Origin of the sequence: Desulfosarcina sp., assembly GCF_041551955.1 — a bacterium.
Lineage (GTDB): Bacteria > Desulfobacterota > Desulfobacteria > Desulfobacterales > Desulfosarcinaceae > Desulfosarcina.
This window is the reverse complement of record NZ_JBFELV010000099.1, coordinates 1-13,857: the sequence shown is the minus strand read 5'-3', so window position 1 is coordinate 13,857 and position 13,857 is coordinate 1. Positions and strand designations below refer to the sequence as shown.

The following is a 13,857-nucleotide window of genomic DNA, read 5'->3' as shown; positions in this document are numbered from 1 at the left end:
GGAGAGCCGGATGAGACCACTTCTCCGTCTGAGATGGACTTGCCGACCCCGGTCATTGGACCCACGGTGACATGGCTGCCGATGGTCAGGTGGCCGGAAATACCTGCCTGCCCGGCAAGTATGGCGTGGTGGCCGATCTGAGTACTGCCGGCAATGCCAACCTGAGCCACAATTAAGCTGTCTTCGCCGACAACCACATTGTGAGCGATGTGAACCAGATTGTCTGTTTTAACCCCGCGCTGAATCCACGTCCGGCCGAAGGTCGCACGATCGATGGTGTTGCAGGCACCGATTTCGACGTCGTCATCAATCTGAACGATGCCAATCTGTGGTATTTTATGGTAGCGTCCGCTCTCCGCAACAAAACCATAACCATCACTTCCGATTACCGAACCCGGATGAATCGTCACCCGGTTTCCGATCCGGCAACCGTTCATGATGGTTACATGGGGATGAATCAGCACCTTGTCTCCTATGATCACCCCGTCCCCGATAAAAACGCCATCTTGAATGATCGAATCTGCGCCAATCGTCACGCGATTGCCAACGCTGGTGAACGCACCAATATATACCCCATCGCCTGTACGGAGGTCACTGCCGATTGCGGCCGTTTTATTGATACCCGGAGGTGGAGGAACCGTCGGATGAAATAACGCCACCACCTTGGCAAATGCCAGTTGTGGATTGCTCACACCGATCAGGTTTTTCCCCGGGGCCTTGAACCCCGTGGGAACCAAAATGGCCCCGGCCCGCGTGTCGTCGATGCGCTTTAAATAATTGACGCTGCCTGCAAAGGTGATTTGATTTGAATCTGCTGTTTCAAAGGGCGCAACGCTGCTGATTTTTTTCTTTTTTTGGCCAACGGCTTCACCATTGGTCGCTTCGGCAATAGCTTCAAGGGAGTATTCAGTGGGCACTGTCGATACCTATGCTTATTTTTTCTTGTTCTTGGCGTAACGGGCGTTGTATTGTTTAATGACCTCATCGGTGATATCGATGGTGCTCGGTGAGTAGAGCACCCCGCGTTTGTCCATAATCAATAGGTATCCCCCTGATTTACCGATCTCATCGACGATTTCCAGCGTGTCTGATTGAAGTCCACCCATTAATTTTTTCTGAACGCCCTGCAGCTCCACCTCATATTTTTTCTGCAAGGTTTTGATGTCATTGATCTTGATTCTGAACTCACGTTCTTTTTCTTCGCGCATTTCCTTGCTCATCACAAGTGCTTCGCGCTCCAGGCGCTTCTTTATTTCCTCGATTTCAACGCCCTTTTCCTTAAGTTCGGCCTCCATCTTTTTGCCTTGCGTCGTGATTTCTGCTTTGATGTCTTTCCCGGCGTCTGAATTATCAAATAAGCGTTGAAACTCGACCACGCCTATTTTTGCCACATCCGCACAAAAGCCGGTCCCCCCAACCAAAAGAAATGCCGAAACCATCAGGATCATCCATTTGCTTGCAGATCGCATACATTCCCCTTTCCATGCTTCGATGTCTATTCAGCTATCGTAATTAACATTTAATGGCGGTTTTAATCAAATGTTTGTTGGCCGCGTGGGCCAAATTCCGTTTATCCGTCGCTTCGATTTAAAACGCGCCGCCCATGGAAAATTCCCAATTGACTCCGGAATCCTCTCCATTTTCTTCTTTGGGATCCAAGATATGGCCGCCTTCAATGCGAATCGGTCCGATGGGTGAATACCATCGAATGCCGTAGCCGGCAGCTTGGCGGAGCGTGCCAAAATCAATTGTATCATCAGGTCCATAAACATTGCCGGTATCATAGAAAACGACGCCGACAATGCCTATATCTTTGAATAGCGGATAGGTGAGTTCAAAATTGAACTGGACAAACGATTCGCCGCCTTCTTCCGTTGTCTCACCGGCGCTGTTAACGGTTTTGATGTTGATGTCCTGAAAACCGAAACCGCGGATGGAATTCAAGCCGCCCAGATAGAATTTTTCATAATCGGGCAGGATATAGTTGTCCAGTTCCTTCACAAATCCCGATTTTCCATGAAGAAAAGTGACCAACTCTTTGTAAACCGGGATATACCAGCCCAGTTCACCCACGACTTTGTTAAAACCGATATCACCGCCCAACCCCGCATATGTATATGAGAGGCTGTGATCCTGACCCTGCGTGGTGTTGAAGGCACGGTCCCTTGAATCATAGCTCAACGCCGTGGTGATGGCGCTGGTGGCGTTTTCCCCTTCCAGTTCCTTGATATTGTCTGAGGCGTCGTCTGTAATTTCTGAAATGTCCGTGACATCATACCGGTAGGATAGGGAGGCACGGGTAAAGTCAAAGATGGGGTAACTGACGCCTAATCCGCCACCCGTGCTGGTCTTGTCGTAGGTGTCGTAATCGCGCCTGGTGCGGTAGACGCTGGCTGTACCGGACAATGGAATGTCAAACATCCACGGCTCGGTGAAGCTCAGGCTATATAGATCAGAAACCCCTCCGACCTGACCGCTCAGTTTGAGGATCTGCCCACGACCGAAAAGGTTTCTCTGGGATACCGAGCCGGTCACGAAGATGTCGTCCACCGTGCTGTACCCCGCGCCAAAGGTGAAGGTGCCTGTGGGCTTTTCCAAGACCTTGATGTTCACATTCATCTTGTCGTCGGCACTGCCTTTCGGCGTATCAACTTTAATATCCTCAAAAAAATCTAAGCGGTTGAGATTGCGCACACTTCGCTTGAGGCGGCTGCCGCTGTAAGTTTCCTGTTCGTATATACGAAGCTCTCTGCGAATGACTTTATCCCGGGTGCGGGTATTGCCGGCGATTTCGATGTTTTCGAAGTAGACTTTATCTCCTTTTTTAGCCGAGTAAGTGATATCCACCAAAAGGTTCTCGGTGTCTTCCTTCGTCAATGGGGAGATCTCCGCGTAGGCATAACCTGCATCGGCATACAGATCGGTCAGTCGAAGGACATCCATTCTGACGGTCTCCCGGTTGAAGTATGGCTCTTGCGAAATCTGAAGTCCAGCCATCAACCGGGTCCTGGGCAGGATCATGTCTCCTTTTATGTCAATGGTGCCCACTTTAAATCGCTCGCCCTCTTCAATTTTGAAGGTGATAAAGATCCATTGGTCCTCGAAGTCGACTACCGGATCGGCGACTTTGGCACGAATAAACCCCTGCGTGTGATAGTAAGCCATGAGGCGGGCGGCATCTTGACCCAGATCTTCTCGATTCAATTCGCCGGAAGAAGTGAGCCAGGAGAAAAAACCCTTTTCAGATGTGCTGATCAGCTTTTTCAGCTTTTTTTCGGGGAAGGTGCGGTTTCCCTGGAAGGTGATTTCTTTAATTTTGATCTTCTTGCCTTCCTCGATAACAAATTCTACATCCGCCTGGTTGTTGTCCCGGTCGTGGGTGGTGTAGTTGATTTTAATATTGTGATAGTTCTTCTCCTTGTACATGGCCTGGAGTTGATCGATGTTGGACTTGATCGTGAAAATGTTTAAAATCGAACCCGTGCTGATGCTTAAATTCTCCCGGAGCTTCTTGTCCTTGAAAACGTGGTTCCCGCTGAACGAGATTTTTCGAATGGTTGGCTTCTCCTGGACGTGAAAAACGACCCATTTCCCGCCTTCATCTTCTTCTGCTTCGACGCGAATATCCTCAAAATAGCCCATCTTATAAATATTTTTCAAGTCTTTGGAGAGCTCACCGGCACGCAGCACGTCACCAGTTTTTACCCGGATCACCCGTTCGATGGCGTCCGCTTCGATCCTTTTATTCCCCGTGACGCGCACGCCTGTAATGAGTTCCCGACGAAACAGCTGTCGGGCCAGTTTTTCGGCCGCTTTTTTGGAAATGGCCCTCAGGTTTTCCATGCCCGAGCCAGACTCATAGATGGCGTATACCGGTTTGTTGCCCACCGTTTCCACCATGTTGATGTCAAGGCTGATGTCGTTGCCGATACGCGTCATGCTTCCCCAGATCACACTGTCCGCACCGGCGTTCAGGCCAAATCGTCTAAGGGCTTCTAAATCGGAGGTGACTTTCATCGCGTCGGCGGTTTGTGCTTGGTTCGTCTCTGCGGAAATGGCACCTTCTGTCTGCAGGTGCTCATTAATGACTGTTGGGATGTCATCGGCCAGGTAGGACAGGCTCTGGCTGGCATGAATCTCAAAAGGCAACACCAGCACACGAACCGTTTCAACGGCAGCAGCGGTGTGGGTGACGAGAAAAAGGGAAAAAAACAGTACTGGAAAAAATCGCCTCAACATCGAATCCCCCTGAATTATTGCGGTCTCAGCACCATTTTGGTCGAATCGGATTAAAATTTATTGATATTCCTGCAACGCTCCGTTGGCGATGGTTACCCGCCGGGATACCAGCGCCGCCAGTTCCATGTTGTGGGTGACCACAACCAGTGCCATTCCCATTTCCTGGTTCAACTCCATCAGCAGGCTGTGGATCTGGTCACTGTTTTTTCGATCCAGATTACCAGTCGGTTCATCTGCCAGAAGTATCGCCGGTCGAAGCACCAGGGCACGGGCCAGGGCCACGCGTTGCTGCTCGCCACCGGACAATTCACTGGCCCGGTGGGTCAACCGATTTTTCAGGCCTACCCGAACCAGGATCGCTTCGGCAGCCTTCATTGCCGTTTTTTTCCCCACACCGCCGATCAACGCCGGCATCATGGTATTTTCCAATGCCGAGAATTCGGGAAGGAGGTGGTGAAACTGAAAGACGAAACCGATAGACCGGTTGCGAAAACGGGCCAGTCGGCTGTCATCCAACATCAGAACATCTTTTCCCGAATATTCCAGCGTGCCGGCATCCGGTCTGTCCAAGGTTCCGAGAACATGAAGGAGCGTTGATTTTCCGATGCCCGATGCGCCCACGATGCCTATCGTTTCCCCACGGCCAAGATTGAATGCCAACTGGTCGAGGACCACGATTCGGGCCCCGCTGTGGTTGTAAATTTTGCTGATTTCGGAAGCCTGAATCAAGGGCTTTCCGGAGGGACGTGGGTCGCCTGTTTCCATCCGTTTGGTGTCTCCGTTGCCGTTATCCATGCCGGATGGCCTCGACCGGATCAATGCCGGCTGCCTGACGGGCCGGATAAAGGGTTGCAGCGAAGCAGATGATCAGCGCACACAGTGCAATCAGCACGACGTCCGATATCTTCATGTTAACCGGCAGTGTATTGATATAGTATACGTCTGCCGGGAGTTGGATAAAGGCGTAGCGCTTTAGGAGGGTACACAACGTCAACCCTGCAGACGCACCCAGCAGTGTGCCCACCAGGCCGATCATCAGGCCTTTGATGACGAAGATTCGGCTGATGGACCCGGACGTTGCACCCATGGCTTTCAGAATAGCGATGTCCTTTCGTTTTTCCATAACCATCATGACCAGGGATCCGGCAATATTGAATGCCGCAACCAGGACGATCAGGGCCAGGATGATGAACATGACGGTTTTTTCCAGCCGAAGGGCTGAAAATAGGTTGCGGTTCATCTGCCGCCAGTCCTCTATGGCATAGTCACGGTCCACAACCTTTTCAATCCCATTGGCAACCGCTTTGACCATATCCATATCCTGCAGGCGGATCTCGATGCCACTGACCGAGGCGGGCATTCGGAGAATCTTCTGGGCCTGCTTCAGATCGACAAAAGCCATTGTCCCATCGAATTCATACATCCCGGATTCGAACAGGTCGGCCACCTCATATTTAATCATGGCGGGGATATGGCCGGCCGGTGAGAGCATTCCCCGCGGCGAAATCATATATACCGTGTCTCCGCGGATCACGCCCAGGTTGGCTGCCAGTTCTTTGCCCAAAATGATGCCGGGAAGTTGATCGTTCGCACCTGACGCCGCTTTCGTACCATGTCGTTTCAGCAATCGGCCGGTATCCACGCTGTTGATGCCGATCTTTCCCTGGGCGGGATCGACGCCTTTCAAAACTGCGCCGGCAGCCCGGGTTGTCGTCCGAAGGACCACCTGGGTGGTTATAAATGCCGATGCCGTTTCAATTTCTCCAATGGGCTTCAGCACTGCCAATACCTGCTTGTAGTCGCTAAAATCTCCCTGTTTTTTGGTGAGCACCAAGTGTGGACGGATTCCCATAATCCGCGATTTGAGGTCGTTTTCAAACCCGGCCATGACAGCGATGACGACGATCAGGGCCATTACCCCCACGGTGACCCCGGCAATGGAAAGCACCGTAATCAGCGAGATAAAGGTCCGCTTCTGGCGGGTCCTGAGATAACGCCCAGATACAAATGTCACAAATGACATGGCATTACCGGTGGCGACTGTGTGTGAGTGTTCTCCGCGATGATTCTTGCCAGATGCGATTGAAAATGAATCAATGGTCCATTTTTGAAACCCCTGCCCGGGGTTTCATGTGGGGAAACAGGATGACCTCTCGGATGGAAGGGGCATCGGTCAACAACATGACCAGACGATCGATACCTATGCCCTGACCGGCAGTTGGCGGCATGCCATATTCCAAGGCTTCGATATAATCGTCATCCATGAAATGGGCTTCGTTGTCGCCGGCGTTTCGATCTTCCACCTGCTGCAGAAATCGTCCCCGCTGGTCTTCCGGGTCGTTTAGTTCGGAAAACCCATTGGCGATTTCCCGCCCCGCGATGAACAGTTCAAACCGCTCGGTCAGCTCCGGATGGGCGTCGCTTCTTCTGGACAGCGGTGAGACTTCCGCCGGGTAACCGGTGATAAAGGTCGGCTGGATCAACCTGGGTTCCACGAGCGCATCGAACAATTTGGTGATCACTTTTCCCAGACGACCGGTTTTCGTGATGGTAATACCCTGTGAATCGGCAAATTCGAGCAACCGGTCCTTGTCGTTCAGCAGGGACGGATCGACTCCGCCGATCTTTTCCAGTGCGTCGAAAAGGGAAATCCGTTTCCACCTGCCCCCCCAATCGATTTCATTGCCTTGATAGGCAACCACGGTGCTGCCGGTGATCTCTTGAGCAATTTGCGCGAACATCTGTTCGGTGAGATCCATCAAATCTTCATGCGTGGCATAGGCTTGGTAAAACTCAACCATGGTGAACTCCGGGTTGTGCTGGGCAGAGACGCCTTCGTTCCTGAAATTGCGGTTGATCTCGAAAACCCGTTCAAATCCGCCGACAACCAGTCGTTTGAGGTAAAGCTCCGGCGCGATGCGCAGGTATAGGTCCATATTCAGTGCATTGTGGTGGGTCTTGAAGGGGGTCGCCTCGGCGCCTCCCGGGATGGGTTGCATCATGGGCGTTTCGACTTCCAGAAAATCACGGGACAGGAAAAAGGTCCGCATGGCCTGGATGATCTGGCTGCGTTTGATAAAAATTTGCTGAACATCCGGGTTCATGATCAAATCAATGTAGCGTTGCCGGTATCGCTTTTCCGGATCTTTAAGCCCATGAAATTTCTCAGGAAGCGGTCTGGTGGACTTGCAGACAAGATGAATCCCGGAGGCCAGAATGGTCCATTCGCCGGTTTTGGTGCGAAACAGGGTTCCTGTAATCTCAACGAAATCCCCAACGTCAAGGCGTTTAAACAGGTCATATGACTGCTCCCCGACCCTGTCTCTGCGCACGTAGGCCTGCATGAGGCCGGTCCGGTCCTTGAATCGCACGAAGGCGGATTTTCCGAAACGGTTGATGGCCATCATCCGTCCCGCCACGCTGAACGGGGAAGGATCCTCTTGCTGATCATCCGGCAATTCTATTAGATGGCCCTGAATATCCCTGATGGTATGGCTGACGGCCAAGCCGTTGGGGAACAGATTGATTCCGTCTGCCCTCAGGCCGTCCGCTTTTTCTTTTCGCTTGCCGAGCAAGTCCTTGGCGTTGTCCATGATAACCCCGATTGATAATGGCTCCGAATCCGTTTATTCAATGTGCCGGACGTCGTTTGGTTTCTGTCGACGTCTCTATGATGGGACGCCTCCTGCATCGGGCCGTGATCGATCCTATGATCAGGGGCTCCATCGAAAAATGGTAAACCACTTCTGCTATCTCATTTGGTGGATGGTGTCAAGGAGAGGACCTTGCAGAAAACAATTCTCGGCGAGAGAGGTAAACAGGGGAATCCCGGCGTTTCGATCATCGTTCATCGCCTCGATGCACCCGGACGTGTATGGGCTGTCGCGCGAAACGGAATCGAATGCGGCGAAAACCGCGGCACACGGTCCTTGCCTTTGCGGCACGTCGCCGACACCGGACCCTTGAAGGCCGGACATTGGGTCGGCGATTGAACCCGGTTGGAATCAAGGGACCGGTGGTCGTTGACAGGGGGCTCAGCAGCAGCCCGAGTCGCCGCAGCCGCATCCACCGCTGGAACAGTCGGACCCACATCCACCGTGCTGCTGTGTGGCGGTTTCGTTGATTCCCACAACCTCGATCTTGAAGGTCAGGGATTGGCCGGCCAAGGGGTGGTTCAGATCGAAGGTTACGTTTTTGTCATCGATACGGTCAACCCGGGCCGGGAGTTGCTGACCCTGGGGCGTGCTCAGCATTAAGGTCTGGCCCACTTCGGGTTTCATTCCTTCTGGAATGTCGGATTTCGGGAAGTGGTGCATCCGGCTGTCATCGCGATGACCATAGGCTTCTTCCGGGGAGAGGGTGAAGGTTTTGGTTTCGTTGAGCGACATACCCATGATTGCTGATTCGAACCCGGGAATCACCGTACCCGCGCCCATTTGAAGTTCCATGGGCTGGCGGCCTTCACTGGAATCAAAGACTTCTCCATTGTCAAGGGTGCCGGTGTAATCAACGCTCACGAACAATCCGCTTTCAACTTTTTCCATCGTAAACTCCTTTGCTATTTAATTGAATCATTCCAGTCATAATTGGGACGAATCACATAAAGTCAAGGCATTATCCGGGCGGTATAAAAGGACGCAGCGAGATTTACCGTGCCCGACGACCGGGATCCTGCATGCTTGACAGAACCCTGATTTGCTGTAATTTCAAGAAACAATATCAATCACTGCCGGGAGGACAATCATGCGAATTGAAACAGACGCGATGGGGGACATGCAGGTTCCTGAAAACGCCTGGTATGGCATCCATACCTCTCGCTCCATGGAAAATTTCAATGTTTCCGGTGAATCGCTGCCTCTGGCGATCGTCCATGCCATCGTTCACCTGAAAGCGGCCTGCGCCGCGGCTAACGAGCAGCTCGGGCTTCTCGATCAAAAAAGATCCCAGGCGATTCGCAAGGCCTGCCAAGCGGTTCTCGCCGGTGCGCACGATGACCAGTTCCCCGTCGATGTTTTTCAGGCCGGATCCGGCACCTCCACCCAGATGAATGTCAACGAGGTACTTGCCAACCTCGCAGCCGTGCAAATGGGCGGGCAGCCCGGGGACAGGGAACTGATGCATCCCAACGATCACGTGAACAAGGGGCAATCCACCAACAATATATTCCCTTCGGCGATCCGTTTGGCCGGTGTACAGCTGGGCCACCGGCTGGAAGCGGCGCTGGATGGATTGATTGCGGCATTTGTTGATAAGGCCGGACAGTTCGCCAACGTCGCCAAAAGCGGCCGCACCCACCTTCAGGATGCGGTGCCGATTACCCTGGGCCAGGAATTTGCTGGATATGCGCGTGCCCTGGAAAAGGCCAATGCGCGTGTTGCCGCCGCCGGTGAAAACCTGCTCGAAATCGGCGTCGGGGGGAATGCTGTGGGAACCGGTATCAATACCAAGCCGGCTTTTCGATCCCATATCGTCGCGTCGCTCAATGCATCCACCGGCCTGTCATTCACCGTGGCGAAAAACGGTATCGAAATCACCCAGTTTATGACGGATATGGCACAGATGTCCGCAGCCCTTCGATTGTTGGCTTTGGATCTTTTAAAAATTGCCAACGACCTGCGGCTGTTGGCGTCAGGACCCAATACGGGGATTGGCGAAATTAGAATGCCTGCAGTCGAGCCGGGCTCTTCCATTATGCCTGGCAAGGTCAACCCCAGTATTTGCGAGGCTGCCAACATGGCCTGCATCCAGGTGGTCGGCTACGATGCAGCCCTGGCCATGGCCTGCGGGCTGGGCCAATTGCAGCTCAACACCCATATGCCGCTGATCGGCAACAATCTGGTCAAGTCATTTAACATCCTGATTCGCACCTGCACCATGCTGGATGAAAAATGTATTCGAGGTGTTGAGGCGGATGAAAAGCGATGCCGAAAGCATTTCGAAGCCAGTGCGGGACTGGCCACCATCTTGAACCCGGAATTGGGTTACGACAAGGTAGCGGCCTTGGTCAAGGAGGGGTTGGCCAGCGGTAAGAACCTGAAAACGCTGGTGCTGGAGAAGCGTCTGATGCCTGAAGACCAATTGGAGCGATTGCTGGCAGGCGCCTTCGGTCCGAACCTCTGATCCCTGAACGCCGACACCTGAATGGAGGCAGGCATGACGATGGAACAGTGGGGCGGGGACACCAATCCAGGCGATCTGACGGGGCAAGGATAGGACCCCGTCCAGCCTGATCTGTCGGGGTTTAGGCGATCAGGCGCTTTTCGAATAATTCCTGGTTTTCCGCCAGCATGGCGCCGGACATGAGATCCGCCATGGCGGCCTGGTAGTGCTTCAGGTCGATGTCGGGGATCAGCCGATGACGATGGATGTCAGCCAGCACGGCCATGTTCTGCATGCGGATGTCCGGCAGGTCCGCATGGAATACGGATATGACCTGAATGCCGCGCGCACGGCAAAGATCCTGGATGTCGCTCTCGGCGACCTCTGCCGTTTGGTTCAATCGGACGGAAAGCGGCTGCCAGACAGTGTTGTAGTAGATCAAGCACCCTTTGTCCTTAAGGGTGGTTCCCGCTGCCCGAAAGGCTTCGTGGCGCTCCAGCGATATCACCAGATCCGCATGCCCGGTGGGAATGAGTGGTGAGAAAACCTTGTCGCCGATGCGTATCTGGGATACGACGATTCCACCGCGCTGGGCCAGTCCGTGGGTGTCCACGCTTTTCACCGGGAGACCGGCGTGATCCGCCGCCCTCAGGATGATTTCACTGATCAGCCCGATACCCTGGCCGCCCACACCGGTCAGAAAGATGCTGAATGCCTTCATGCGTCACCTCCTATACCCTTTTTTCCGGCCGGGAGGATGGCTTGGGTCGGGCAGGTTTGGATGCAGGAACCGTCGCCGATGCAAAGATCAGTGTTGATGGTGACATTTCCCTTGGTGTCCCGCGTAAAGGAGGGGCAGCCGAACGTCTCGATACAGGTGTGGATGCGCTCGCACACCTTTTGGTCGATCGTCACATGCTTCTGTTGATAGGCGGGATTTTTTCTCTGCTCACGGGTGAACTTGAGCATGCAGGGATGCCGGGCGATCACCGCACTGAATTCGTCGATGGCCAGCGCTTCAGTCACCCGTTCGGCCAGCTTGGCCTGCTGGTAGGTGTCCACCTCGCTGATGTGTTTGACCCCCAGTCCCTCGAGCACCTGCCGGATGGAAATCTTGTCCGTCGCCGCGTTGAAGTTCTTCCCGCTGGACGGGTTGTCCTGGTGGCCGGTCATGGCGGTCGTCCCGTTTTCCATGAGAATCAGAGTGATCGGGTGGCGGTTGAAAAGGGCATTGATGATTCCGGGCAAGGCGGCATGAAAGAATGTCGAATCACCCATGAAGGCGACCACCTTGCGGGAGGTGTTGAACAGCCGAAGGCCGCTGGCCATGGCCGTGGATGCCCCCATGCACATGAGCAGCTGGCCCATCTCGTAAGGCGGCAGAAAACCCAGGGTGTGGCACCCGATGTCCGCCACCGTGATATCGGTGGGGGCAAGGGCCTGTTTGATGGCGTGAAAAGCGCTGCGGTGACCGCATCCCGGGCACATCTGGGGCGGCCGGTAGGGCGCCGGATCTTCTGCTCGTCGTGTCGGAGCCGGTTGGAGCATGTCCGGCCAGGTGGCGGAGAGTACCTGGTGAACCTTGTCCGGCGTGTACTCACCGATCCAATCCTCCGGCTGCACCTTGCCGACAATCTTCACCGGTAGTTGCAGATCAAAAGCCATGGCCTTGATCTGGTTTTCAACCAAATCGTCCAGTTCTTCAAGAACCTTGATCTCCCGGTGGCTGGAGAGGAAACGAACGATTTCTTTCCGGGGCAGGGGATGGACATAGGCCAATTTCAGAATATCCGGTTTGACATCTGCGCCATCCAATGCATCCATGAGCGAAAGAAAGGGCAATCCCATGGTGATGACGCCCCGTAAGCGGTTGCCGTTGTCGACGAAACGGTTCAGTTTCGTTTCTTCGGCCCGCTGTCGTACCTGTTCCAGCTTCGCCAGGGCGGCACGTTTCATTGCGATGGCCTGGGTGGTGAGGGGAATATAGGGACCGTTGGCCGGATCGAACAGAGGGGTGTCGTCCGGCTGAACCGGATTCCAGGAGCCGAAGGCCACCCTTTCCTTGGCGTGGCAGACGTGAGTGGTGAGTCTCAGGATCACCGGCATGCGATGCATACGGGACAGGCGGGCGGCTTCGAGATAGAATCGGTAGACTTCAGCCGGATCCGCCGGTTCGAGCACCGGGGTGTAGCTCATGTGAGCGTAGTGGCGGTTGTCCTGTTCGTTCTGGGAGGAGTTGGCACCCGGATCGTCTCCCAGCACAACGACCATGCCGCCGATGATATTCACCAGGCTCAATTGGACGAAGGTGTCCGCCGCCACATTGAGACCGACACTTTTGAAAAACACCGTAGACAGGTGTCCGTTGACCGCCGCCCCATATGCCAGTTCTGTGGCCACCTTCTCGTTGGTGGAGAATTCGAAGTAAAAGGGGCGGTCACTCTTGGGGATGGACTGGATCGCCATGGCGATTTCCGGTGTCGGGGAGCCGGGATAGGAACTGACAACCCGGGTGCCGGCTTCCACCATGGCGCGGACGATGGCCGTGTTGCCCATGACTATCTCTGAAAAGGCCTGGCGTCTGAGCAGCATGTCTCCCATTTTTTTCATGGTGTGCCTCCTTAATTAACCGGCCGGCGGCGGATGGGCATGGTCATGCACCGGGCGCCGCCGCCGCCACGGGGCAATTCCGAGCCCTCCAGGGTAATGGCGCACCGCCCCAGTTCGGCAAGGTGCCGTCGGCCGGCGATAATGTCGTCCGCGGGGATGATCTCGAAGCCGTTTTTGTTCATTTCTTCCATGGTATGAACGTTGCGGGCATACCCCACCACCTTGCCTGGGGCCAGGGCAAAGAAATTGGCGCCCGAATGCCACTGCTCCCGCTCCTGGACCCACAGATCTGCTTTGCCGCCGCAGCATACCGGTGCCATGTCCATACCTAGCCGCCGCAGTGCATCGATGAGTCCTTTTTCCTCCCGTATTCCGGTGACACGCCCGTTTTCGATAAGAATATGGATGGTCTGGTACTTACTCGACTTGAGCATGAGCGGTTCGAACAGCATGCAGTGGTTCCGGTCCAAAAAGGTGAAAACCATGTCCAGGTGAATGAACGATTCCGGCCGGTGCGGCAATTCCTGGACCAGGAGGTGCCGTTTGCGGTCCTTTTGGGCCTTGAGCCGTTCGATGATAAAATCGATGCCCTGGGTGGAGGTGCGGCTGCCGTTCCCGATGACCAGGATATCGTCTCGGGCAACGAGCACGTCCCCCCCCTCGACGGTGGCGGCGATATCCGGATCCTTTTTTGCAAGGGGGTTGACCGTGTTGACAGAAAACCGGGGGCTGTATTTGAAGATGGCCTCCATGATGATGGATTCACGGGCTCTGACCGGTTTGGCCATGCGGCCGATGAGAATTTCGTCCATGATCGCCATGGCTGCATCGCGGGTGAAGAAAAAATTATGCAGCGGGGGCAGGCAGAACCGCTCCTTGGAAAGAAATCGGGTTAGGTTGTCCCGCGGT

The 13,857-nt window shown here is 54.3% G+C and carries 12 protein-coding genes; 2 read left to right on the top strand and 10 right to left on the bottom strand.

Translation table 11 applies throughout. From position 1 onward, the window contains the following. The 6 genes from lpxD to lysS form a co-directional block, all read right to left on the bottom strand. Nucleotides 1–917: UDP-3-O-(3-hydroxymyristoyl)glucosamine N-acyltransferase (gene lpxD / locus ABYV26_RS09835; protein WP_372680525.1), on the bottom strand; the 917-nt coding region annotated here is incomplete at its 3' end. A 15-nt stretch (nucleotides 918–932) separates the two neighbouring features. Next, nucleotides 933–1,469 carry an OmpH family outer membrane protein gene (locus tag ABYV26_RS09830; RefSeq protein WP_372680523.1) on the bottom strand — a complete coding sequence of 179 codons (537 nt, stop codon included), beginning with the start codon at nucleotides 1,467–1,469 and terminating at the stop codon, nucleotides 933–935. Nucleotides 1,470–1,587: 118 nt separating this feature from the next. Continuing rightward, nucleotides 1,588–4,239: an outer membrane protein assembly factor BamA gene (bamA, locus tag ABYV26_RS09825; RefSeq protein WP_372680522.1), complete on the bottom strand. Its 2,652-nt coding sequence runs from the start codon at nucleotides 4,237–4,239 to the stop codon at nucleotides 1,588–1,590. A gap of 57 nt (nucleotides 4,240–4,296) precedes the next feature. Beyond that, nucleotides 4,297–5,034 (bottom strand): ABC transporter ATP-binding protein, encoded by a 738-nt coding sequence (locus tag ABYV26_RS09820; RefSeq protein ID WP_372680520.1) that lies wholly within the window; start codon nucleotides 5,032–5,034, stop codon nucleotides 4,297–4,299. Beyond that, on the bottom strand, nucleotides 5,027–6,262 hold the full coding sequence (locus ABYV26_RS09815; protein ID WP_372680518.1) for a lipoprotein-releasing ABC transporter permease subunit: 1,236 nt from the start codon (nucleotides 6,260–6,262) through the stop codon (nucleotides 5,027–5,029). The genes ABYV26_RS09820 and ABYV26_RS09815 overlap by 8 nt, the downstream gene beginning before the upstream one ends. A 70-nt stretch (nucleotides 6,263–6,332) precedes the next feature. After that, nucleotides 6,333–7,832 (bottom strand): lysine--tRNA ligase, encoded by a 1,500-nt coding sequence (lysS, locus tag ABYV26_RS09810; RefSeq protein ID WP_372680516.1) that lies wholly within the window; start codon nucleotides 7,830–7,832, stop codon nucleotides 6,333–6,335. Nucleotides 7,833–8,024: 192 nt separating this feature from the next. On the opposite strand from lysS, the gene ABYV26_RS09805 reads away from it, so the two are divergent. Continuing rightward, the gene (locus ABYV26_RS09805) at nucleotides 8,025–8,231 is read left to right on the top strand and encodes a hypothetical protein (protein WP_372680514.1); all 207 of its coding nucleotides are present in this window, start codon (nucleotides 8,025–8,027) and stop codon (nucleotides 8,229–8,231) included. A gap of 42 nt (nucleotides 8,232–8,273) precedes the next feature. Here ABYV26_RS09805 and ABYV26_RS09800 read toward each other — a convergent pair whose 3' ends face one another. After that, nucleotides 8,274–8,783 carry a peptidylprolyl isomerase gene (locus ABYV26_RS09800; protein ID WP_372680512.1) on the bottom strand — a complete coding sequence of 170 codons (510 nt, stop codon included), beginning with the start codon at nucleotides 8,781–8,783 and terminating at the stop codon, nucleotides 8,274–8,276. Between the two features lie 199 nt (nucleotides 8,784–8,982). Here ABYV26_RS09800 and ABYV26_RS09795 point away from each other — a divergent pair, with 199 nt between their 5' ends. Then, nucleotides 8,983–10,359: an aspartate ammonia-lyase gene (locus tag ABYV26_RS09795; RefSeq protein ID WP_372680510.1), complete on the top strand. Its 1,377-nt coding sequence runs from the start codon at nucleotides 8,983–8,985 to the stop codon at nucleotides 10,357–10,359. A gap of 121 nt (nucleotides 10,360–10,480) precedes the next feature. Here the strand turns inward: ABYV26_RS09795 and ABYV26_RS09790 are convergent, their stop codons facing one another. From ABYV26_RS09790 to ABYV26_RS09780, 3 genes are all read right to left on the bottom strand, one after another. Continuing rightward, nucleotides 10,481–11,059 carry a 2-oxoacid:acceptor oxidoreductase family protein gene (locus tag ABYV26_RS09790; protein WP_372680508.1) on the bottom strand — a complete coding sequence of 193 codons (579 nt, stop codon included), beginning with the start codon at nucleotides 11,057–11,059 and terminating at the stop codon, nucleotides 10,481–10,483. After that, entirely contained in the window at nucleotides 11,056–12,948 is a 1,893-nt protein-coding gene (locus ABYV26_RS09785; protein ID WP_372680506.1) for a thiamine pyrophosphate-dependent enzyme, read from the bottom strand. The genes ABYV26_RS09790 and ABYV26_RS09785 overlap by 4 nt, the downstream gene beginning before the upstream one ends. 11 nt (nucleotides 12,949–12,959) lie before the next feature. Beyond that, nucleotides 12,960–13,857, bottom strand: an 898-nt coding sequence (locus ABYV26_RS09780; protein WP_372680504.1) for an arginine deiminase family protein, incomplete at its 5' end; no start/stop codon positions are given.

Coding starts and splice junctions, on each gene's coding strand:
- ABYV26_RS09795 (WP_372680510.1), top strand. CDS start 8,983: ATGCGAATTGAAACAGACGCGATGGGGGACATGCAGGTTCCTGAAAAC.
- ABYV26_RS09830 (WP_372680523.1), bottom strand. CDS start 1,469: ATGCGATCTGCAAGCAAATGGATGATCCTGATGGTTTCGGCATTTCTT.
- ABYV26_RS09820 (WP_372680520.1), bottom strand. CDS start 5,034: ATGGATAACGGCAACGGAGACACCAAACGGATGGAAACAGGCGACCCA.
- ABYV26_RS09790 (WP_372680508.1), bottom strand. CDS start 11,059: ATGAAGGCATTCAGCATCTTTCTGACCGGTGTGGGCGGCCAGGGTATC.
- ABYV26_RS09800 (WP_372680512.1), bottom strand. CDS start 8,783: ATGGAAAAAGTTGAAAGCGGATTGTTCGTGAGCGTTGATTACACCGGC.
- bamA (WP_372680522.1), bottom strand. CDS start 4,239: ATGTTGAGGCGATTTTTTCCAGTACTGTTTTTTTCCCTTTTTCTCGTC.
- lysS (WP_372680516.1), bottom strand. CDS start 7,832: ATGGACAACGCCAAGGACTTGCTCGGCAAGCGAAAAGAAAAAGCGGAC.
- ABYV26_RS09785 (WP_372680506.1), bottom strand. CDS start 12,948: ATGAAAAAAATGGGAGACATGCTGCTCAGACGCCAGGCCTTTTCAGAG.
- ABYV26_RS09815 (WP_372680518.1), bottom strand. CDS start 6,262: ATGTCATTTGTGACATTTGTATCTGGGCGTTATCTCAGGACCCGCCAG.